20 protein-coding genes are annotated in these 22,268 nt (G+C 63.5%); 13 read left to right on the forward strand and 7 right to left on the reverse strand.

What is annotated here, in order from left to right; all coding sequences use genetic code 11:
* Positions 1–3: 3 nt before the first annotated feature.
* Entirely contained in the window at positions 4–633 is a 630-nt protein-coding gene (locus G559_RS0126195) for a response regulator (protein WP_028631071.1), read from the reverse strand.
* Positions 630–3,020: a PAS domain-containing sensor histidine kinase gene (locus tag G559_RS0126200; protein ID WP_028631072.1), complete on the reverse strand. Its 2,391-nt coding sequence runs from the start codon at positions 3,018–3,020 to the stop codon at positions 630–632. The genes G559_RS0126195 and G559_RS0126200 overlap by 4 nt, the downstream gene beginning before the upstream one ends.
* A gap of 134 nt (positions 3,021–3,154) precedes the next feature.
* Here G559_RS0126200 and G559_RS0126205 point away from each other — a divergent pair, with 134 nt between their 5' ends.
* Complete coding sequence (locus G559_RS0126205) at positions 3,155–4,174, forward strand: alpha/beta hydrolase family protein (RefSeq protein WP_028631073.1); 1,020 nt, start codon at positions 3,155–3,157, stop codon at positions 4,172–4,174.
* Positions 4,175–4,189: 15 nt separating this feature from the next.
* On the opposite strand, the gene G559_RS0126210 is transcribed toward G559_RS0126205, so the two are convergent.
* From G559_RS0126210 to G559_RS0126220, 3 genes are read right to left on the reverse strand one after another with little or no spacing between them, the layout of a single operon-like run.
* Positions 4,190–4,957: a TerB family tellurite resistance protein gene (locus G559_RS0126210; RefSeq protein WP_028631074.1), complete on the reverse strand. Its 768-nt coding sequence runs from the start codon at positions 4,955–4,957 to the stop codon at positions 4,190–4,192.
* A 1-nt stretch (position 4,958) separates the two neighbouring features.
* A complete protein-coding gene (gene murU, locus G559_RS0126215; protein WP_028631075.1) occupies positions 4,959–5,630 on the reverse strand; it encodes an N-acetylmuramate alpha-1-phosphate uridylyltransferase MurU in 672 nt (223 codons plus the stop codon).
* A complete protein-coding gene (locus G559_RS0126220) occupies positions 5,627–6,652 on the reverse strand; it encodes an aminoglycoside phosphotransferase family protein (protein ID WP_028631076.1) in 1,026 nt (341 codons plus the stop codon). The genes murU and G559_RS0126220 overlap by 4 nt, the downstream gene beginning before the upstream one ends.
* A gap of 126 nt (positions 6,653–6,778) precedes the next feature.
* Between G559_RS0126220 and G559_RS0126225 the strand changes: the two genes are divergently transcribed.
* From G559_RS0126225 to G559_RS0126280, 12 genes are all read left to right on the forward strand, one after another.
* Positions 6,779–9,556, forward strand: a complete 2,778-nt coding sequence (locus G559_RS0126225) for an LPS-assembly protein LptD (protein ID WP_028631077.1) — start codon at positions 6,779–6,781, stop codon at positions 9,554–9,556.
* Positions 9,537–10,829 carry a peptidylprolyl isomerase gene (locus G559_RS0126230; RefSeq protein ID WP_028631078.1) on the forward strand — a complete coding sequence of 431 codons (1,293 nt, stop codon included), beginning with the start codon at positions 9,537–9,539 and terminating at the stop codon, positions 10,827–10,829. The genes G559_RS0126225 and G559_RS0126230 overlap by 20 nt, the downstream gene beginning before the upstream one ends.
* A gap of 74 nt (positions 10,830–10,903) precedes the next feature.
* Positions 10,904–11,902, forward strand: a complete 999-nt coding sequence (gene pdxA, locus G559_RS0126235; protein WP_028631079.1) for a 4-hydroxythreonine-4-phosphate dehydrogenase PdxA — start codon at positions 10,904–10,906, stop codon at positions 11,900–11,902.
* Positions 11,903–12,025: 123 nt separating this feature from the next.
* Positions 12,026–12,832, forward strand: a complete 807-nt coding sequence (gene rsmA, locus G559_RS0126240) for a 16S rRNA (adenine(1518)-N(6)/adenine(1519)-N(6))-dimethyltransferase RsmA (protein ID WP_028631080.1) — start codon at positions 12,026–12,028, stop codon at positions 12,830–12,832.
* 31 nt (positions 12,833–12,863) lie between these two features.
* Entirely contained in the window at positions 12,864–13,244 is a 381-nt protein-coding gene (gene apaG / locus G559_RS0126245; RefSeq protein WP_028631081.1) for a Co2+/Mg2+ efflux protein ApaG, read from the forward strand.
* Between the two features lie 10 nt (positions 13,245–13,254).
* A complete protein-coding gene (locus tag G559_RS0126250; protein ID WP_028631082.1) occupies positions 13,255–14,082 on the forward strand; it encodes a symmetrical bis(5'-nucleosyl)-tetraphosphatase in 828 nt (275 codons plus the stop codon).
* A complete protein-coding gene (gene glpE / locus G559_RS0126255; protein WP_028631083.1) occupies positions 14,075–14,404 on the forward strand; it encodes a thiosulfate sulfurtransferase GlpE in 330 nt (109 codons plus the stop codon). Before G559_RS0126250 ends, glpE begins: the two co-directional genes overlap by 8 nt.
* Positions 14,405–14,692: 288 nt before the next feature.
* Positions 14,693–16,615 carry a PrkA family serine protein kinase gene (locus G559_RS0126260; protein WP_028631084.1) on the forward strand — a complete coding sequence of 641 codons (1,923 nt, stop codon included), beginning with the start codon at positions 14,693–14,695 and terminating at the stop codon, positions 16,613–16,615.
* A 98-nt stretch (positions 16,616–16,713) separates the two neighbouring features.
* Entirely contained in the window at positions 16,714–17,985 is a 1,272-nt protein-coding gene (locus tag G559_RS0126265) for a YeaH/YhbH family protein (RefSeq protein ID WP_028631085.1), read from the forward strand.
* A gap of 13 nt (positions 17,986–17,998) precedes the next feature.
* Positions 17,999–19,564, forward strand: coding sequence for a SpoVR family protein (locus G559_RS0126270; protein ID WP_028631086.1), 1,566 nt, complete (start codon positions 17,999–18,001; stop codon positions 19,562–19,564).
* Between the two features lie 65 nt (positions 19,565–19,629).
* The gene (locus G559_RS0126275) at positions 19,630–20,139 is read left to right on the forward strand and encodes a DUF4136 domain-containing protein (protein WP_028631087.1); all 510 of its coding nucleotides are present in this window, start codon (positions 19,630–19,632) and stop codon (positions 20,137–20,139) included.
* Positions 20,140–20,171: 32 nt separating this feature from the next.
* Positions 20,172–21,404, forward strand: coding sequence for a multifunctional CCA addition/repair protein (locus G559_RS0126280; RefSeq protein WP_028631088.1), 1,233 nt, complete (start codon positions 20,172–20,174; stop codon positions 21,402–21,404).
* On the opposite strand, the gene folK is transcribed toward G559_RS0126280, so the two are convergent.
* Entirely contained in the window at positions 21,377–21,919 is a 543-nt protein-coding gene (gene folK, locus G559_RS0126285; RefSeq protein ID WP_028631089.1) for a 2-amino-4-hydroxy-6-hydroxymethyldihydropteridine diphosphokinase, read from the reverse strand. The genes G559_RS0126280 and folK overlap by 28 nt on opposite strands.
* Positions 21,910–22,263, reverse strand: coding sequence for a dihydroneopterin aldolase (gene folB, locus G559_RS0126290; protein WP_028631090.1), 354 nt, complete (start codon positions 22,261–22,263; stop codon positions 21,910–21,912). The genes folK and folB overlap by 10 nt, the downstream gene beginning before the upstream one ends.
* Positions 22,264–22,268 lie beyond the last annotated feature (5 nt).

Raw genomic sequence — 22,268 nt, forward strand, 5'->3', positions numbered from 1 at the left:
CACTCACAGCAGCTTGTGCTCCACGGCGTATTTCACCAGGTCCGCAACGGAATGCAGCCCCAGCTTCTGCATCAGGCGGGCCTTGTGGGTGCTTATCGTCTTGCTGCTGACCGCCAGTTGCTGGGCGATTTCGTTCACCCCTTCGCCCCGCACCAGGCGCTCGAACACCGAGAACTCCCGCTCCGAGAGCAAGGTATGGGCAGGGCGGGCATCAGTCAGCCCGACCTCGAAGACCATGCGGTCGGCCAGGTCAGGGTCGATATAACGCCCACCCGATGCCACCTTGCGTATGGCCGTGAGCAACAGCGCCGGGTCGCTGTCCTTGGTCGCGTAGCCGGCCGCACCGATCTTCAGCGCCCGCGCAGCCATCTGCGCTTCATCGTGCATGGACAGCACCAGTACCGCTGGCGGATTTGTCAGGGCGCGGATGCGCGGAATGGCTTCCAGGCCGTTAACGCCGGGCATGGAGATATCCAGCAGCACCACTTCGCAGGGCGTCTGGCGCAGGGTTTCCATCAACTGCTCACCATTGCCGGCTTCACCCACCACGCAAAGGTCCTTGGCCAGCCCGATCAGTTGCTTGATGCCCTCGCGGACGATGGTGTGGTCTTCGGCCACCAGTACTCGGATCACGCTGCTTTCTCCTTATCCAATGCCACGCGTACACAGAGGGTGGTGCCCTCCCCTGGTTGGCTCTCTATCTGCAGGCTGCCGCCCAGCATCAGCACCCGCTCGCGCATGCCCACCAGGCCGAAAGAGCTGCTACGCGCGGCGCGGGTGTCGAACCCTCGACCGTCATCGCTGATCCGCAGGCTGAGCATGCCGTCCTCCTCGCAGAGACGAACCGCGACAGTATGCGCTTCGGCATGACGCATGACGTTGGTCAGCGCCTCCTGCAGCACCCGGAATAGCCCAACCGCCTTGGCATCAGACAGCTGCGGCAGTTGCTCGGGCACTTCCACCAGGCAGGGAATCTGAGTGCGCGCCTCGAAACGCCGGGCCTGCCATTCGATGGCCGAAGCGATACCTGCATCGAGGATGGGTGGCCGAAGCGCGGTGGCGACATCGCGCACCAACTGGAAGAGCTGAGCGATCAACCGCTTCATGCTGTCCAGACGCTCGCGCAGGCCCGCATCGAGCCCGGCGAACGCCAGCTCGCACATGGACGTTTCCAGCTTGAGCACCGTAAGTACCTGGCCCAGTTCGTCATGCACTTCGCGAGCGATACGCGCCTTCTCTTCTTCGCGCACGCTTTCCAGGTGCGCCGAGAGGTCGCGCAACTGGGCGCGGGATGCGGCCAGTTCCAGCTCGATCTGCTTGTTGCCGGTGATGTCCCAGACCACGCCGTCCCAGACCGCACGGCCGTCGTCGAAGACCCGCGCACTGGCCTTGATGTCGGCCCAGCGCAGTTGGCCATCGCGAGTCAGGATTCGCCCCTGCCAGTGCCAATCACGGTCAGCGTCCAGCGCTTGGGTCTGGCTGTCCCAGTAACCATCGCGGTCTTCCGGATGGACCAGGCCACGAATGCCACGCCCGGTATCCAGCAGCTCGCTTGCGCTGTAGCCCACCAGCCCCTCGCTACCTTCACCGATGAACGCAAAATTCGACGGCGCGCCGGCCTTCGGTCGTTCCAGCCGGAACACCAGGCCGGGAACGTTGGAAGCGATGCCCTTGAGGCGCGCCTCGCTTTCCTCCAACGCCTCGCGGGCGCGACGGCGCTCGGTGGCATCGGAAAGGAAGACCACCAGGTACTCCGAGGAACCGAAGCGCAGGAAGCTCAGCGACACATCCGCCGGCAGCCAGCTGCCGTCCGGCCGCAGGCTGCGCGTCTCGAAGCTCAGCGGGCCCTCGTCGCTATTGCGCGCGCGGCGCCAGAGGTTCAGCCAGCGGTCCATGTTCAGTTCGGGCTGGAAGTCCGCCAGGGGCCGGTCCGCCAGGCTGCCAGGCGCATAACCGAGCATCTGTTCGGCGGCTCGGTTGGCGTAACGCACATGGCTGTCCCAGTTCACCCAGAGGATGCCGAGGGTGCTGTGGTCGATCGAGAACTGGGTGAGGCGCAGGGCTTCCTCGGCCGCTTCGCGCAGTTGCAGCGCCTGGCGGGCATCGAGCAGTTGCCGCTCAAGCCCGCGCCGCTGTCGACGCAGCCAGGTGATGATGGCCGCAGCGGCCAATAGCAGTACGCCGAGCAGCAGGCTGAGGTTCTGCCAGAAGCCGGCGGACTCACCCAGGCGGGGGTACTTGGGTTGCAGCCAGCGCTCATGGAGCTGGTCGAGGTCTTTGGCCGGCAGGCTGCGCAGGGCGATATCGACGATGGTCGCCAATTCCGGCCAGTCGCGCCGCGACGCGACTCGCAGCAGCTGTGGAAAACCGACATCCGCCACCACGGCGAGCCCGGCGAACTCCTGCTCACGGGACAATCGACTGAGCTGGGCCTCGTCCAGCACGGCATAACGCACCTGCTCGGCGAGCAATGCCTGCAAGGCCTGCCGTTCGCTAGCCACGGGCTTGAGGTTGAGGTTGGAGTATGTGGCTCGCAGGTAGTCGGCCACCGCGCTGGGCTCGCGCAGGGCGACCGGGGAGGTGGCGTCCAGCTGCTCCAGGTCCACCGCCGCGTTGCCCTCTCGCTCCCCAACCATCAATTGCGAGACCCGCATATACGGGTCGGAAAATAACCACAGGCGCAGACCGGCAGGTGTCTGGCCGAGGCCCGGAGCCAAATCGATCTGCCCGGCACGCAAGGCCTGCTCCAGCTCGCCCAGGCTGTCGTAGGTACGCCAGACCAGCTCCACCCCCATGGACGTGGCCAGCCAGTTCATCAACTCGACGTTGGCCCCCGAGAGCTGTTGCAGGCGACGGTCCAACTGGACATAGGGCGCCTGCAATACGGCGCCGACGCGGAGTTGACTGTGGTTCTCGAGCCATTGTCGCTGGCTCTCTGCCAGTGGCAGCCGGGCAGGTGCCGCCGATACGGGTATCGCCAGGCAGAAGGCAAACAACAGGGAAAGGAGCGCACGCATCATCGAAGACCAACCGCAACGAGGAGAACAGCCGACATACCTTACTCCAGCCTCGACGAACCATGCGAAGGCACGGCCTGACAAAGATCCAACGAGCCATTAGGCTCCTGCTTTCCAGCTCGACCAGGAACTCCCAGATGCCCCGCGTCTTTCACCCGACCCTTGCAGCCCTTTGCTTCGCCCTGTTGCCCGCGTCTCCCGCTTTGCTGGCGGAAGACGAGGCCGCAACCATGTCCAAGGAATCCGCACCAACGCTAGAGCGTGCGCCCCTGGTGGAGCGCAGCCAGGAGGAAGCCGCCAACCTGGAGCGCAAACTCCCGAGCCGGGAGCAACAACCGCTCGTGGCCGGTGACGAGGCGTTCCTTGCACTCTGGCAGCCGGCCAATGTGAGCAATCCCAACGGCCTGGTAATCCTCCTGCCCGGCGAGGGCGAAAGTGCCGATTGGCCAGAAGCCATAGGCCCGTTGCGGCGTCAGTTGCCGAACGCTGGCTGGAGCACCCTCGCACTGAGCCTGCCGGACCCCAGCGGCAACCCGCCGCCACCGCGTCCGCTGAAAACCGAAGAACCGACCAAGGCAGAACCCGCGGTAAGCCCGGAGAAGGCGCAGGAGGAAGGCCCGGCCAATACCGAACAGGCCGGCAGCGCCGAGCCCAACACCGACCCGGCGCCTCCAGCGCTGTCTCGCGACGCCATTCAGAAGACCCAGACCGATCGGGTATTCGCCCGCATCGAAGCGGCCCTGGCCTTCGCCCGCCAGCAGAAGCCGAAGTCCATCGTGCTGCTTGGGCACGGCAGCGGCGCCTACTGGGCAACGCAATTCCTCACTGCCCAGGAACCGAAGGACGTACGCAACCTCTTGCTGGTTGCAGCAGAGCTGCCCCCCGGCTATGAACCGGCGCTGGAAGATTCGCTGCCTGAGCTGAAACTGGCCACCGGCGACTTCTACTACAAGGACCAGCCCACGGACCGCGATGCGGCTCTGCGACGCCTCCAGGCGAGCAAACGACAGCAACACCCGGCCTACATCCAGATCGCCATGAAGGCGCTGCCGGCCGATCCCGACACCGAGCAGGCACAACTGATCCGGCGCATTCGCGGGTGGCTGAGCCTGCATCTGGAAGCGGACAACGGCAAGTCCCCGGCCGGAGGCGGTTGAGCGACGAACGAGCAATCAACGAAAGCCGTGGCGCTCGCGAATCAAGTTGTACGCACTGTGCAATTCGCGAGTGCGGTCAGTGGCGGCGCGCACCACGGCCTGGCTGGCGCCGGAGCCGGCCAGCTTGTCCGGGTGGTTCTGGCTGATCAGGCGGCGGTAGGCTCGCTTGATCACCGCGGGTTCGCAATCGGCGGTCACGCCCAACAAGGTCAACGCCTCTTTGTAGCTGTTGCTGCGTTTGGGCGGTAGGCCCTGAGGCGTGTCATAACCGGCACCAAGGGTCTCCACCCGGGATGCCGAGAAACCAAGCCAGCGCCCCCACTGCAGGATGAGCTCGCGCTCGCGCTGGCCGATCCTGCCATCGGCCGCAGCCATCTGCCAGCAACTGCGCAGCAGGCGCTCGGCCGTCAGGCGTTCGTCCTTCAATTTGCACAGGCAGGGATGCAGGTTGTCGCCGCCCGCTTTGCCCCGGTTGAATGCGGCAATCGCGCGGCGGGCACCCGCCTCGTCCAACCCGAGACGTTTCATTTCGGATCGCGCCTGCTGGATATGAGCTTCTTGCACCCGGCCATCGCTCTTGGCGAGGCGACCGAGCAGGATGAACAGCAGGTCCTGCTGGTCAATGGCAGGATCACCGCGCAGCCGGGCGCGCAGGGCGCTCCAGGAATCCAGCGCCAGACGGCGATCGAGCACATGCCCCAGGAGCCCGCCAAGCATGGCCCCTGGAATGCTCGCCAAGGCGAATCCGGCGGCGGCGCCGATCAGGGTGGCTGGCCAGACCAACTCAGGCCTCCGCCAGCAACAGGCTTTCGACTTCCGCCAGGCGCTCGTGGGTGCCGACATCCACCCAGCGCCCGCGGAAATGCTCGCCGCTCACCTGGCCGGCAATCATCGCCTGCCTCAGCAGCGGCGCCAGCTTGAAGGCTCCCGCCTGGCAGCCCTCGAACAGGCGCGGATGGAGCACGGCGATACCGCTGTAGGTAAGGTTCGGTTCGCCGTCCACGGCATCACTCACCCGGCCGCCGTCCAGGCGGAAGTCACCGCGCGGGTGATGCGCCGGGTTATCCACCAACACCAGGTGGGCCAAGCCGTCCAATGGCCGGCGCAGGTGGTTGAAGTCGAAGTCGGTCCAGACATCACCGTTGACCACCAGGAAGGGTTCGCCCCCCAGCAGCGGCAACGCGCGGAAGATGCCACCTCCGGTTTCCAGCGGCTCCCCTTCAGCGGAATAGCGGATGGACAGGCCGAAGCGTGCGCCATCGCCCAGGTGATCCTCGATCTGCTGGCCCAGCCAGGCATGGTTGATCACCAGCTCACGGAAACCGGCCTGCTCCAGGGCACGAAGATGGAACTCGATCAGCGGAGTGCCCGCAGCACGGACTAGCGGCTTTGGGGTATGCAAGGTCAGCGGGCGCATACGCTCGCCCTTGCCAGCGGCAAGAATCATGGCCTTCATGGGTGGCTGACCTCGTCTCGGGGCAGGCTGGCCAGCAGGTCACTCAGCTCTGCCAGCTCGGGGCGGCGTTCGATCACTGCCTTTATATAGGCGAAGAACCGCGGCACATCACCCAGGTACTTGGGCTTGCCGTCGCGGTGGCAGATTCGCGCGAAGATGCCGATGACCTTGAGATGGCGCTGCACACCCATCAAGTCGCTGGCGCGATGGAACTCGGAGAATTCCGCCTGGACAGGAATACCCTCCTCGCGGGCCTGATTCCAGTAACGCTCCAGCCAACCGGCGACGCGCTCCTCCGGCCAACTGAGGAAGGCGTCCTTGAACAGGCAGGTAACGTCGTAGGTGACCGGACCGTAGACCGCATCCTGGAAATCCAGCACGCCGGGGTTGGGCGCGCTCAGCATCAGGTTGCGCGGCATGTAGTCGCGGTGCACCAGCACCTTGGGCTGGGCCAGGGCGCTATCGATCAGCAGGTCGGAGATACGCTGCCAGGCGGCCAGGCGCTCACCTTCCAGCTCGACGCCCAGGTGGCGCTGCAGGTACCACTCGGGGAAGAGCTGCAGCTCACGACGCAGCAAGGCGTCGTCGTAGCTGGGCATGGGCACGTCGAGACTGCGCTTCTGGAAAGTCAGCAGCGCCTGCAGGGCGTCATCGAACAACTGATCAGCGTTGTCGCTGTTGATCACGTCGAGGTAGGTCTGGCGCCCGAGGTCGTCGAGAACAAGGAAGCCCTGCTCCACATCGGCCGCAAGGATGCGCGGCACATGCACACCCGCTTCGGCGAGCATTCCGGCCACCTTGACGAAGGGCCGGCAGTCCTCGCGGGGCGGCGGGGCGTCCATCAGGATCAGGGTGCGGCCTTCGGCCTCCCAGCGGAAATAACGGCGGAAGCTGGCATCGCTGCTGGCTGGAACCAGCTCCGCGGCAGGCACGGGGCCCCAGCCTTGGGCAGCGAACAGGGTCGGCAACTGCTGGTCAAGCCATTGGCTCAGCTGCTGAAGGCGAAGGTCTTCATGGTGCATCAGGTGGTCTCCGGCGGCGCTAGCCGTTGTGCGGGTCATGCTTTATTATCCAGCATCTTTTTCAGCCCATCGAGAGGCGTGCGGCCCCAGCGGGCCGAAGGCGCGCAGGAAGCCCGGACTAACAAGATGGCAGTAAGATCCCCCGCGTTTCGTAGAAAGTTCCCTCTGCTGGTGACCGGCAGCCTGCTGGCCCTTCAGCCAGTAGCCACCTCATTCGTCGTCGCCGCCGAGCAGTTCGACTGCCAGGCTTCCGCCACTGGGAGCTGGGCGTGCGCGCCCAAAGCCAGCGCCGAGAGCCTGCCGCCGCGCCCTGTTCACAGCGGCAGCGCCGTGAGTTCGACCACTGGCGGTGCTACCCAGGCCTCCGAAGGCGGCGAAGCTGAAGGCAGCAAGGCCACCCTGGTGACCGAGGCCGAAGGCAAGGGGCTGACCTCCCGCAGTGCCGACTACAGTCACCTCGACTGGGTACCGCGCGACAAACTCACCCCCGCGCAGCTGGCCGAAGCCGGCCCCTATTGCGCTGGCGCTTATATAGAGCCGCCGCGCCCGGGCATGGACGATGACACGCCAACGGAGGATGCGCCCACCTATATCTCCGCCAAAGCCTCGCGCTATGAGCAGGAGAAGCAGATCGCCACCCTCGCTGGTGATGTCGTGCTTCGCCAGGGCAGCATGCAGGTAGAGGCCGACGAGGCCAACCTGCACCAGGCGGAAAACCGCGGTGAACTGGTCGGAAACGTCAAGCTGCGTGACAAAGGCGCCCTGGTAGTCGGTGATCACGCCGAGCTGCAACTGGACAACGGCGAAGCCAAGGTCGACAACGCCGAGTACGTCCTGCACCAATCGCACACCCGCGGTAGCGCGCTCTACGCCAAGCGCCAGGAAGACGCCATCATTCGCCTGAAGGACGGCACCTACACCCGCTGCGAACCGGGTGACAACGCCTGGCACCTGAAAGGCAACAACATCAAGCTGAACCCGGCTACCGGCTTCGGCACCGCGACCAACGTCACGCTGCGGGTCAAGGACATCCCGGTGTTCTATACCCCGTACATCTATTTCCCGATCGACGACCGTCGCCAGTCCGGCTTCCTGCCGCCGACCATCGGCAGCAGCAGCGACACCGGCTTCCTGCTGGTCACGCCCTACTACTTCAACCTGGCACCGAACTACGACGCCACCCTGTACCCACGCTACATGGCCAAGCGCGGCATGATGGTGGAAGGCGAGTTCCGCTACCTGACCCACAGCAGCGAAGGCCAGCTGGGCGCCGCCTACCTGGACGACCAGGAAGACGAGCGCAAGCTCATGTCCGAGTACGAGAAAAAACGCTGGCTGTACAGCTGGAAACACACCGGCGGCCTGGACTCCCGCCTGCTGGCCGAAGTCGACTACACCGATATCAGCGACCCGTACTACTTCGACGACCTGGATACCGACCTGGGTGTGGACACCCCCACCTACGTCAACCAGCGCGGTACCCTGACCTACCGTGGCGACACCTACACCGCGAAGCTGAACGCCCATGCCTACGAGCTGGCGACCATCTCCGATATCACGCCGTATGATCGCCTGCCGCAGATCACCCTGGATGGCGCCCTGCCCTTCCAGCCCGCCGGCCTGAACTTTGCCTACAGCACCGAGTTCGTGCGTTTCGACCGCAACTTGCGTGACGGCCTGTTCACTGACGTCGACGGTGTCACCTCGAACTGGAACGACAACAACCTCCGCGGCCTGGCGCGCGCCAATGGCGATCGCACCCACTTGGAGCCTGGCATCAGCCTGCCAATGAACTGGACCTGGGGCTTCCTCAAACCGCAGGTCAAGTACGCTTATACCCAGTACGACCTGGACCTGGACCAGCGCGGCAAGAACACCCTGCTGGCCGAGCAGACCTTCCATGGCAGCCAGGATCGCCAGGTGCCGATCTACAGCGTCGACAGCGGCCTGTATTTCGACCGCAAGACCCAGTTTTTCGGCAAGAACTACACGCAGACCCTGGAACCGCGCCTGTTCTACCTCTACGTGCCGGAAGAGGACCAGACGGACATCCCGCTGTTCGACACGGGCGAATCCACCTTCAACTACTCGTCGCTGTGGCGTGACAACCGCTTCTCCGGTCGCGACCGCATCGGCGACGCCAACCAGATTTCCCTGGGTGCGACGAACCGCTGGATCGAACCCAATGGCTTTGAACGCCAGCGCTTCAGCATCGGCCAGGCGTTCTACTTCGAAGACCGCAAGGTGCAGCTGCCGGGTATCGATTACCGAGACCGTGCCGACGCCCAGGCCTCGACCTCGCCGTACGCTCTGGAGTACATGTACCGCTTCAACCGCGACTGGCGTATCAACTCGGACTTCAACTGGGATCCGGACTCCCATCGCACCCGCTCCGGCAGCGCGATGTTCCACTACCAGCCTGAAGACAATCCGAACAAGGTGGTCAACGCCGGCTATCGCTACCGTAACGACACCATCCGCTTCGACCAGTCCACCGGTACCTGGAACGTTGGCGGCGGTGACTTCGGCACCCCCGGCACCCCAGGCTTCATCGAGGACTACTACAAGATCAGCCAGCACGACTTCTCGGTCATCTGGCCGGTGGTCCCGCAATGGAGCGCCATTGCGCGCTGGCAGTACGACTACAACCGCGACCGTACCCTGGAAGCCTTCGGCGGCTTCGAGTACGACAACTGCTGCTGGAAGCTGCGCCTGATCAACCGCTACTGGGTGGACTACGACGAGTTCGACCAGACGCCGGATACAGCCAACGAAAGCGGCGACCGCGGGATCTTCCTGCAGATCGTCCTGAAGGGCCTCGGCGGCATCGTGGGCAACAAGGCCGAAGGCTTCCTGGAAAAAGGCATTCAAGGTTACCGTGAACGTGAAGACCAAGCTCTCTGATTGTCTGCGCCCGCTGTTGCTGGGCGCCTTGCTCCTTGGCGGTGTTGCGCACGCCGAGGTTCGCTCCATCGACCGCGTGGTCGCCATTGTCGACAACGACGTAATCATGCAGAGCCAGCTGGATCAGCGCCTGCGTGAAGTGCAGCAGACCATCGCCAAGCGCGGTGCCTCGCTGCCACCTGAGCATGTGCTCAACCAGCAAGTGCTGGAGCGCCTGATCATCGAGAATATCCAACTGCAGATCGGTGATCGTTCCGGCATCCGCATTGCCGACGAAGAACTGAATCAGGCCATCGAAGCCATTGCCCAGCGCAACGGCATGACGGTCGACCAGTTCCGCGGCGCCCTGTCCCGTGACGGCCTGTCCTACGACGACGCCCGCGACCAGGTGCGCCGTGAGATGGTCATTAGCCGTGTGCGTCAGCGCCGCGTGGCCGAGCGCATTCAGGTCACCGACCAGGAAGTGCAGAACTTCCTGGCCTCCGACATGGGCAAGATCCAGCTGTCCGAAGAGTTCCGTCTGGCCAACATCCTGATCCCGGTTCCGGAAGGCTCGTCTCCCAGCACCATTCAGGCCGCAGAACGCCAGGTCCAGGAGCTATACCAGCAGCTGCAGCAAGGTGCCGACTTCACCCAACTGGCCATCTCGCGCTCCGCCGGTGAAACAGCACTGGAAGGCGGCGAGATTGGCTGGCGCAAGGCCGCACAGCTGCCGCCCCCTTTCGACGGCATGATCAGCGCCCTGCAACCCGGCCAGGTTACCGAGCCGGTTCGCACTCCAGGCGGCTTCATCATCCTGAAGCTGCTGGACAAGCGCGGCGGCGAAACCCTGGTTCGCGACGAAGTGCATGTTCGCCACATTCTGCTCAAGCCGAGCGAGATTCGCAGCGAAGCGGATACCAAGCGTCTGGCCGAGCGCCTCTACGAGCGCATCCAGTCCGGCGAAGACTTCGCCGAACTGGCGAAGAGCTTCTCCGAAGACCCGGGCTCTGCTCTCAACGGCGGTGATCTGAACTGGATCGACCCCAATGCACTGGTTCCTGAGTTCCGCGAAGTCATGAGCCAGACCCAGGCAGGCAAACTCTCCAAGCCGTTCAAGAGTCCCTACGGCTGGCATGTGCTGGAAGTGCTGGGCCGCCGCGCCACGGACGGCAGCGAGCAGTTCCGCGAGCAGCAGGCCTTGAATATCCTGCGCAATCGCAAGTACGACGAGGAACTGCAGGCCTGGCTGCGCCAGATCCGCGACGAGGCCTACGTCGAAACCAAGCTGTAATCGCACGGGTCGCAGGACAGCGCGCTGGCGGTACAATCACCGCCAACGCGCTGGACACCACGCAAGGACCCGGAATGAACGCTCTCCGCTTCGCCCTCACCCCTGGTGAACCTGCCGGCATCGGCCCCGACCTTTGCCTGCTCCTCTCCCGCTCCGCCCAACCCCACGCCCTGATCGCCATCGCCAGCCGCAGCCTGCTTGAACAGCGCGCCGCTGAATTGGGCCTATCCATCCAGTTGATCGATGTCGATCCCACCCGGCTTCCGGACGCCCCCGCCCCTGCCGGCAGCCTTTTTGTCTGGGATACGCCACTGCGAGCGGCGGTCAAACCAGGCCAACTGTCACCGGAGAACGCGGAGTATGTGCTGGCGACCTTGACCCGGGCCGGGCAGGGCTGCCTCGACGGCCTCTTCGCCGGGATGATCACCGCGCCGGTGCATAAAGGTGTGATCAACGAAGCTGGCATCGGCTTTTCCGGCCACACCGAGTTCCTCGCCGATCTGACCGCTACCCGCCAAGTGGTGATGATGCTCGCCACCCGGGGCCTGCGCGTGGCACTGGTCACCACTCACCTGCCGCTCAAGGACGTCGCCGCTGCCATCACCCCGGAGCGACTGCAACGGGTCAGCCGCATCCTGAATGCCGATCTGGTGAACAAATTCGGTATTGCCCATCCGCGCATCCTGGTTTGCGGCCTCAACCCCCACGCAGGAGAAGGTGGCCATCTGGGCAGGGAGGAACTGGAAGTCATCGAGCCGACCCTGGAAGGCCTGCGCGCCGAAGGCCTGGACCTCATCGGCCCACTGCCGGCCGACACCCTGTTCACGCCGAAGCACCTCGCGCATTGCGACGCCGTGCTTGCGATGTACCACGATCAGGGGTTGCCGGTACTCAAATACAAGGGGTTCGGCGCCGCCGTGAACGTCACGCTCGGCCTGCCGATCATCCGTACCTCGGTGGATCACGGCACTGCCCTGGATCTGGCTGGCACCGGCCGAATCGACTGCGGCAGCCTGGAAGTCGCGCTGGAAACCGCCTACCAGATGGCCACCGCGCAGCAACGCAATCAGTGATCAGCCCTTCCCGCGACGCTTTATCGGCCATGCCTTAGGCGGCGCGGGCTGACGCCTGATAAACTGCGCGATCTACGTTTCCACGCCAGGCTCGCCGCCTGGCCCCAAGGCCTGGAGCCTTCGATGTCCGAACACTACCAACACCGCGCGCGCAAGCGTTTCGGCCAGAACTTCCTGCACGACGCCGGCGTGATTCATCGCATCCTGCGCAGCATCCACGCCCGCCCAGGCGAGCGCCTGCTGGAGATCGGCCCAGGCCAGGGCGCTCTTACCGAAGGCCTGCTGGCCAGCGGCGCACAACTGGATGTGGTCGAACTGGACCTGGACCTGATCCCCATCCTGCAGCACAAGTTCGGCCAGTTGCCGAACTTTCGCCTCAACCAGGGCGATGCGCTGAAGTTCGATTTCCGCCAGCTCGATGCTGAACCGCACAGCCTTCGGGTTGTGGGCAACCTGCCGTACAACATCTCCACCCCGCTGATTTTCCATCTCCTGGACCACGCAGACCTGATTCGCGACATGCACTTCATGCTGCAGAAGGAGGTGGTCGAGCGCCTGGCCGCCGAGCCTGGTGGCGGCGATTGGGGCCGGCTGTCGATCATGGTCCAGTACCACTGCCGGGTGGAGCACCTGTTCAATGTCGGCCCCGGTGCCTTCAACCCGCCACCCAAGGTGGATTCCGCCATCGTCCGACTGGTGCCCCACGACGTGTTGCCGCATCCCGCGAAGGACCCTGCACTGCTGGAACGTGTGGTACGCGAAGCCTTCAACCAGCGGCGCAAGACCTTACGCAATACCCTCAAGGGCCTGCTGGACGCCGCCGCCATCGAAGCCGCGGGCGTCGACGGCGGTCTGCGTCCGGAGCAACTCGACCTGGCCGCTTTTGTCCGCCTGGCCGATCAACTGGCCGTGGCCAGCCCCAGGCCCTAGACTCCAATCCCAGCTACTCGAGAGCTTTCGCGTGTCCGATTCCCGCTATAAGGTCGACGTCAGCGTCGTCACCCGCTTCCTCCCGGAACAGTCACAGCCGGACGAGAATCGCTTTGCCTTCGCCTACACCGTGACCATCCAGAACAACGGCGAACTGCCAGCCAAACTGCTCACCCGCCACTGGGTGATCACCGACGGCGACGGGCACGTCCAGGAAGTCCGCGGTGCTGGCGTGGTCGGTCAACAGCCCCTGATCGAGGCCGGCGCCAGCCACACCTACACCAGCGGTACAGTGATGGCCACGCGAGTCGGCAGCATGCAGGGCAGCTATCAGATGGTCGCCGACGACGGCAAACGCTTCGACGCCATCATCGCGCCCTTCCGCCTCGCCGTTCCCGGCTCGCTGCACTGAGGGGGCCAGCATGACGGCTTATGCGGTTGGCGATATCCAGGGATGTCTGGATCAGCTGAAATGCCTGCTGGAGCAAGTCCGCTTCGACCCGGCCAGGGACCAGCTCTGGCTGGTAGGTGATCTGGTCAATCGTGGCCCCAGATCCCTGGAAACCCTGCGCTTCCTCTATTCCATTCGTGAATCGGTAGTCTGCGTACTCGGCAACCACGACCTGCACCTTCTGGCCGTCGCCAACAACATCGAGCGACTGCGCAAGGCCGACACCCTGCGCGAGATCCTCGATGCGCCGGACTGCGCCGACCTGCTGGACTGGCTGCGCCGACAGAAGCTGCTGCATTACGACGAGAAGCGAGACATCGCCCTGGTCCACGCCGGCATCCCGCCACAGTGGTCGCTGAGGAAGGCCCTCAAGCGCGCCGCCGAAGTCGAAGAAGCGCTGCAGGACGACGCCCGCCTGCCACTGTTCCTCGACGGCATGTATGGCAACGAGCCGGCCAAGTGGGACAGCGACCTGCACGGCGTCACCCGCCTGCGCGTCATCACCAATTACTTCACCCGCATGCGCTTCTGTCGCGCCGACGGCACCCTGGACCTCAAGTCCAAGGAAGGCCTAGGCACCGCCCCGCCCGGCTTCGCCCCCTGGTTCAGCTTCCCCGAGCGCAAGACCCGTGGGCAGAAGATCATCTTCGGCCACTGGGCGTCCCTGGAAGGCAAATGTGACGAACCCGGCCTGTTCGCCCTGGACACTGGCTGTGTCTGGGGCGGCGCCATGACCCTGCTGAATATCGACAGCCGCGAACGCATCAGCTGCAGCTGTGAGGAGAATCGCCATGAGTGAGTTCCAGCGCATCCCCCCTGAACAGGCCCAGGCCCTGCGCGAGCAAGGCGCAGTGGTGGTGGACATCCGCGACCCGCAGAGTTTTGCCCTGAGCCATATCAGCGGCTCGCACCACCTGGACAACTACTCCCTTGCCGACTTCATCGCCCGTGCCGACTTCGACAAGCCCCTGATCGTTTCCTGCTACCACGGCAACTCGAGCCAGGGCGCGGCTGCCTATCTCGCCCATCAGGGTTTTGCCGAGGTCTACAGCCTGGACGGCGGTTTCGAGCTCTGGCGCAGCGTCTATCCCGGCGAAGTCACCCAGGGCAGCGTCGATTGAAATTTTTTTCGGTGAGGCGCAACCCCGCGCCATCACTGGCTTAGCGCCTCCCCTCCGACGAACGGTATTCCCCTGTTATCGTTCCGTCATGCTTGACCTTGCCGATAACGAACTACTCTTAGCTCAGGCCATCCAAAAAAGGGGAGAGCCGGTCCACCGGTTCCGGGCCATCGGCAGCGACCATTCAGGTGTTCTGGGGGACTTTCATCGGCCGACCTTCTTCGGCTGACTGCCCGCACCCGCACAACCGACCCCGCGCCGGCTTCCTGTTTCCAGCGAGGTGACGTCATGAGCATTTTCAGCCACTTCCAACAACGCTTCGAAGCGACCCGCCAGGAGGAATATTCCCTTCAGGAATATCTCGACCTGTGCAAGCAGGACCGTAGTGCCTATGCCAGCGCGGCGGAACGCATGCTCTTGGCAATCGGCGATCCGGAACTGCTGGACACCTCGCTAGACCCGCGGCTTTCGAGGATTTTCTCCAACAAGGTGATCCGTCGCTATCCGGCATTTGCGGACTTCCACGGCATGGAGGAATGCATCGACCAGATAGTCTCCTACTTCCGCCATGCCGCCCAAGGTCTGGAAGAGAAGAAGCAGATCCTCTACCTGCTGGGTCCGGTCGGCGGCGGCAAATCGTCCCTGGCGGAGAAACTGAAGCAACTGATGGAGCGCGTGCCCTTCTACGCCATCAAGGGTTCCCCCGTGTTCGAGTCACCCCTCGGGCTGTTCAATGCCGACGAGGATGGCGCCATCCTCGAGGAAGAGTACGGCATCCCGCGACGCTACCTGCGTACGGTGATCTCGCCCTGGGCGACCAAGCGCCTCAATGAGTTTGGGGGCGACATCAGCAAGTTCCGCGTGGTCAAGCTCTACCCCTCGGTCCTCAACCAGATCGCTATCGCCAAGACCGAACCAGGCGACGAGAACAACCAGGACATCTCCGCCCTGGTGGGCAAGGTGGATATCCGCAAACTGGAGGAGTTCCCGCAGAACGACGCCGATGCCTACAGCTACTCGGGCGCGCTGTGCCGGGCCAACCAGGGCCTGATGGAATTCGTCGAGATGTTCAAGGCGCCGATCAAGGTGCTGCACCCGCTGCTGACCGCCACCCAGGAAGGCAACTACAACAGTACCGAGGGGCTGGGCGGCCTGCCCTTCAGCGGCATCATCCTGGCCCACTCCAACGAATCGGAATGGCACAGCTTCCGTAACAACAAGAACAACGAGGCCTTCATCGACCGGATCTACATCGTCAAGGTGCCCTACTGCCTGCGGGTCACCGACGAGATCAAGATCTACGACAAACTGCTTGTCGGCAGTTCCCTGGCTCACGCCCACTGCGCACCAGACACACTGCGCATGCTGGCGCAGTTCTCCGCGCTGTCGCGCCTGAAGGAGCCGGAAAACTCGAACATCTACTCGAAGATGCGCGTCTACGATGGCGAGAATCTCAAGGACACCGACCCCAAAGCCAAGTCCATCCAGGAGTACCGCGACTCCGCCGGCGTGGACGAGGGCATGAACGGACTGTCCACTCGCTTCGCCTTCAAGATTCTTTCCAAGGTGTTCAACTTCGACCCGCACGAAGTGGCGGCCAACCCGGTGCACCTGCTCTATGTGCTGGAACAGCAAATCGAGCAGGAGCAGTTCCCGGCTGAAATGCGTGAACGCTACCTGCGCTTCATCAAGGAGTACCTGGCGCCGCGCTACATCGAGTTCATCGGCAAGGAAATCCAGACCGCCTACCTGGAGTCCTACAGCGAGTACGGCCAGAACATCTTCGACCGCTATGTGCTGTATGCGGACTTCTGGATCCAGGACCAGGAATACCGCGACCCGGAAACCGGCGAAATCCTCAACCGGGTGGCCCTGAACGAGGAACTGGAAAAGATCGAGAAGCCGGCCGGCATCAGCAACCCGAAGGACTTCCGCAACGAGATCGTCAACTTCGTTCTCCGCGCTCGGGCCAACAACAACGGCAAGAACCCCAGTTGGCTCAGCTACGAGAAGCTGCGCGTGGTCATCGAGAAGAAAATGTTCTCCAACACCGAAGACCTTCTGCCGGTCATCAGCTTCAACGCCAAGGGCAGCAAGGAGGAGCAGCAGAAACACAACGACTTCGTCAAACGCATGGTCGAACGCGGCTATACGGAGAAACAGGTACGCCTGCTGTCCGAATGGTACCTGCGGGTACGCAAGTCGCAGTAAAACAGTCTCAAGCTGCAAGCCAGGAATACGCTAGCCGGAGGCGCCGTCTCGTACGGCGTCCTCCGCGTCTTGCAGCCTGAAGCTCCCCGGAGGGGTCTATGAGCTATGTCATCGACAGGCGTTTGAACGGCAAGAACAAGAGCACGGTGAACCGCCAGCGGTTCCTGCGGCGCTACCGCGAGCACATCAAGAAGGCCGTGGAGGAGGCCGTGAGCCGCCGTTCCATCACCGATATGGAGCATGGCGAACAGATCAGCATCCCTGGTCGCGACATCGACGAACCTGTCCTGCATCACGGCCGTGGCGGTCGGCAGACCATCGTCCATCCCGGCAACAAGGAATTCACCACCGGCGATCGCATTCCGCGCCCCCAGGGCGGGGGTGGAGGCCGTGGCGGCGGCAAGGCCAGCAACCAGGGTGAGGGCATGGACGACTTCGTCTTCCAGATCACCCAGGAAGAATTCCTCGACTTCATGTTCGAGGACCTCGAATTACCCAACTTGGTCAAACGTCACCTCACCGGTGCCGATACCTTCAAGACCGTGCGCGCCGGGATCAGTAATGAAGGCAATCCTTCGCGCATCAATATCGTCCGCACCCTGCGCTCAGCCCATGCCCGGCGCATCGCCTTGTCCGGCAGCAGCCGCGGCAAGCTGAAGGAAGCGAAAGAGGAACTGGAACGCCTGAAGCGCGAGGAACCGGATAACTTCGGCGATATACAGGAACTTGAAGCAGAAATCGCAAAACTTCGCGCCAGGATCGAACGTGTACCCTTCCTCGACACGTTCGACCTCAAGTACAACCTGCTGGTCAAGCAGCCCAACCCCTCCTCCAAGGCGGTGATGTTCTGCCTGATGGACGTCTCCGGCTCCATGACCCAGGCCACCAAGGACATCGCCAAGCGCTTTTTCATCCTCCTGTACCTGTTCCTCAAGCGGAATTACGACAAGATCGAGGTCGTGTTCATCCGTCACCACACCAGCGCCCGTGAGGTCGACGAGGAGGAGTTCTTCTATTCCCGTGAAACCGGCGGCACCATCGTCTCCAGTGCGCTCAAGCTGATGCAGGAGATCATGGCCGAGCGCTACCCCATCAACGAATGGAACATTTATGCCGCCCAGGCCTCGGACGGCGACAACTGGAACGACGATTCACCCATCTGCCGGGATATCCTGATCAAGCAGATCATGCCGTTCGTGCAGTACTACACCTACGTCGAGATCACTCCACGCGAGCACCAGGCGCTGTGGTACGAGTACGAGCAGGTCTGCGATACGTTCGGCGATACCTTCGCCCAGCAGCAGATCGTCTCGGCGGCGGATATCTACCCGGTGTTCCGCGAGCTGTTCCAACGCAGGCTCGTGACCTGAGGGGAGGCGTGAAATGACTGCCAGCAAGAAGGAACGCAAGCCCATCTCCACGGGGTCGGAATGGACCTTCGACCTGATCCGCACTTACGACCGCGAGATCAGCCGGATCGCCGAGCGCTATGCGCTGGACACCTACCCGAACCAGATCGAAGTGATCAGCGCCGAGCAGATGATGGATGCCTACGCCTCAGTCGGCATGCCCATCGGCTACCACCACTGGTCCTACGGCAAGCACTTTCTCGCCACCGAGAAAGGCTATTCGCGCGGTCAGATGGGCCTGGCCTACGAGATCGTGATCAACTCCGATCCCTGCATCGCCTACCTGATGGAGGAGAACACCATCACCATGCAGGCCTTGGTCATCGCCCACGCCTGCTACGGCCACAACAGCTTCTTCAAGGGCAACTACCTGTTCCGCACCTGGACTGACGCCAGTTCCATCATCGACTACCTGGTGTTTGCCAAGCAGTACATCATGCAGTGCGAGGAACGCCATGGCATCGACGCGGTAGAAGACCTGCTGGACTCCTGCCATGCCCTGATGAACTACGGCGTTGACCGCTACAAGCGCCCCTACCCGATCTCCGCCGAGGAAGAGCGGCGCCGGCAGAAGGAGCGCGAAGAGCACCTGCAGAAGCAGATCAACGACCTCTGGCGCACCATTCCCAAGGGGGCCGGCAAGGGTGGCGAGCGGGACAACCAGCGCTTCCCCGCCGAACCACAGGAAAACATCCTCTACTTCATCGAAAAACACGCTCCCCTGCTCGAACCCTGGCAGCGGGAAGTGGTGCGCATCGTGCGCAAGATCGCCCAGTACTTCTACCCGCAACGCCAGACTCAGGTGATGAACGAAGGCTGGGCCACCTTCTGGCACTACACCATCCTCAACGATCTGTACGACGAAGGCCTGGTCACCGACGGCTTCATGATGGAGTTCTTGCAGTCGCACACCAGCGTGGTCTACCAGCCGCCTTTCGACAGCCCCTACTACAGCGGCATCAACCCTTATGCCCTGGGCTTCGCCATGTACCGCGACATCCGTCGCATCTGCGAGGAGCCAACGGAAGAAGACAGGTACTGGTTCCCGGACATTGCCGGCAGCGATTGGTTGTCCACGCTCAAGTTCGCCATGAATAGCTTCAAGGACGAGAGCTTCATCCTGCAGTTTCTCTCACCCAAAGTGATTCGCGACTTCAAGCTGTTCAGCATCCTCGACGACGACCAGAAAGACGAATTGCTAGTTCCGGCCATCCATGACGAGCAGGGCTACCGCCTGATCCGCGAAACCCTGGCGGCCCAGTACAACCTGGGCAACCGCGAGCCCAACGTACAGATCTGGAGCGTCGATCGCCGTGGTGACCGCTCGCTCACCCTGCGCCACCAGCAGCACGACCGCAAACCGTTGGGCGAATCCACCGAGGAGGTACTCAAGCACCTGCACCGCCTCTGGGGTTTCGACATTCACCTGGAGACCCGACACGGCGAGCAGATCACCGGGAGCCACCACGTACCCCCAAAGGGGGAACGCACTGAGGACGGGGAATACCCACGCCTGGACCTGATCATTCCACCCATTTGATCGGTTGACCGCATGCCCGGCGCACGCCGAGCATGCGGCTCACCCTCTATGGGAGCCGCCCTCAGATGCGTCTGTTCCTCGTCCTGCTGCTGTGCCTGGCCCTGGCCACCTGTTCCACCCCCGTGCCCCAGATCCGCATCCTGCAGCCGGCCACTGCCGAGCTGGCTGGGCGCATCCGCTTCGAGCTGGTTTCACCGGCGCAGGCAGTAGATGGCGAACTGCCGTACCAGGAGCGCTATGCCCAGGTCGCACCACTGATCCGCCGAGGCCTGGAGGCACGCGGCTACCGCGCCACCCGCGATGCACAGTTTCGGGTCTACTACTGGCTGGCGGTGAACGACCAGCCGCTGGAATTCAAGGTCGATCAAGCACCGCCCAGCCCCCTCGGCCCCTACCAGGCCATCCACCGACTGCGCGATGAAACCGGCACCTTGCGCCTGCGCTTGACCGACACTGCCGGCAATGTGCTTTGGGAAGGCCTGGCCAGCACCGGCCTCAGCCCCTCCTGGGAGAGCGCCGAACTGCTGGAAAGCGCGGTTCGCGCACTGGTCGAGCAGGTCCCTGCGGCCCGCTAGGCTGCTATCCTCCGCAGCCACGGAGGCAAGCCATGCAGATATACAGAGTGGGCGGAGCAGTACGCGACCGCCTGTTGGGTCGCGCAGCGACCGAGAATGACTGGGTCGTGGTGGGCGCCACCGCAGAGGAAATGCTCGAGAAAGGCTATCGCCCGGTGGGCGCCGACTTCCCGGTGTTCCTCCACCCGGAGACCGGCGAGGAATATGCGCTGGCGCGCACCGAGCGCAAGAGCGGGCGCGGCTACGGCGGATTCACCTTCTATGCCAGCCCGGACGTGACACTCGAGCAAGACCTGATCCGCCGCGACCTTACGGTCAATGCCATGGCCGAGGACGATCACGGGCACCTGATCGACCCCTACGGCGGCCAGAAAGACCTGAAAGCCCGGCGACTGCGCCATGTATCCCCGGCATTCGCCGAAGACCCCCTGCGCGTGCTGCGGGTGGCGCGCTTCGCTGCACGCTACGCGCCGCTGGGGTTCACAGTTGCCAAGGAAACCCTCGCGCTAATGCGACAGATCGCCGAGTCCGGCGAACTGGACGCACTGACGCCGGAGCGTAGCTGGAAGGAAATCTCCCGCGCCCTGATGGAGCCGCGTCCGGATGTGTTCATTCAGGTACTGCGCGACAGCGGGGCCCTCGCTGCCTGGCTGCCTGAAGTGGACCGTCTGTTCGGCGTGCCGCAGCCGGAAAAGCACCATCCCGAGGTGGACTCCGGCGTGCATGTGCTGGCCGTGTTGCGCCAGTGCGCCGAGCACGACCAGCCGCTGACGGTGCGCTGGGCCAGCCTGCTGCATGACCTGGGCAAGGGGCTTACCCCGGAAGAGGAATGGCCGCAGCACATCGCCCACGAGAAGCGTGGACTGAAGCTGATCAGGACGGTGAACGAGCGGTGCAAGGCACCTCGCGACTGTCAGGAACTGGCGCTGCTGGTGGGCGAGTATCACACCCATGCCCATCGCGCCCTGGAACTGCGCGCCTCGACCTTGCTTGAACTGCTACAGAGCTTCGACGTCTATCGCCGGCCGCAACGTTTCGAAGAGTTCGTTGCTGCCAGCGAAATGGATGCCCGCGGCAGGACCGGCCTTGAACAGCGCGACTATCCCCAGGCGGCCTATCTCCTGGGCGCAGCCGCAGTCGCCCGCGGCGTGGCGGTGCAGCCGCTGTTGGCGAAGGGACTCAAAGGCGCAGAGTTGGGTGAAGCGCTCAAGGGCGAACGCCTCAAGGCGCTCAAGACTTACAAGGAAAGTCGCGGGAAGGCCTGAATCAGGTCTGGCGGCGTCAACTCGACGCCGCCCCAGGAGAAGGACGCAGGCCAGAGTGCCTGCTGGATGGCGGCGTTTTCCCAGAGATCAGCGAAGGTGCGGTTCTCACCCGGGTGCCTCACCTCCGGCGCCAGCAGCGCCAGGGGCCAAAGCACAAAGGCATTCTTCAACACCTCGGGGCGCGGCAGGACCAGGCCATCGAAGTTGCCCACGCGGTCGCCATAGAGCAACACGTCGATATCCAGCGGCAGGCCCTTTCGACCCGGTGCATACCGGCCGTTGTTAGCCTCGATCTCCTTCAGCCGACGATCCAGCTCGTGCAACGACAAGTCGGTGCGGGCGGTCACCACGAAATTGAAGAAATTCCCGCTCTTGATACCCACGGGAAGACTCTCGAACACCGGCGAACAACGGATGTCCTGCAGGAAGCTACCCAAGGCCTCGAGCCCAGCCGTCAGGTTGCGCTCGCGCTCGATGTTGCTGCCGAGGCCAAGGTAGATAGGGGTCAGCGACATCCGCGCTCGATCTCCACGCCAACGCTACTGGCGGCCGGTACGGCGCCAGGCTTGTGCAATTTCAGACGGACCCACGGGATGTTGAACTCGGTCATCAACACGGCAACCAGCCGCTCGGCGAACGTTTCCACCAACAGGAACTGTGCTTCGGCGGCGAAGGCCTGGATGCGCTGGGACACAGCCGCGTAATCGAGTGCCTTGTCCAGGTCATCGCCCTCGGCGGCGGGGCGGTTGTCCCAGCCCAGTTGCAGGTCCAGGCGCAGGCACTGGCGAATGCTGCGCTCCCAGTCATAGGCACCGATTACGGTGTCGACCTCAAGACCCTCGATGAAAACCGTGTCCACGTCAG

Source organism: Metapseudomonas resinovorans DSM 21078, assembly GCF_000423545.1.
Classification (GTDB): Bacteria; Pseudomonadota; Gammaproteobacteria; order Pseudomonadales; family Pseudomonadaceae; genus Metapseudomonas; species Metapseudomonas resinovorans.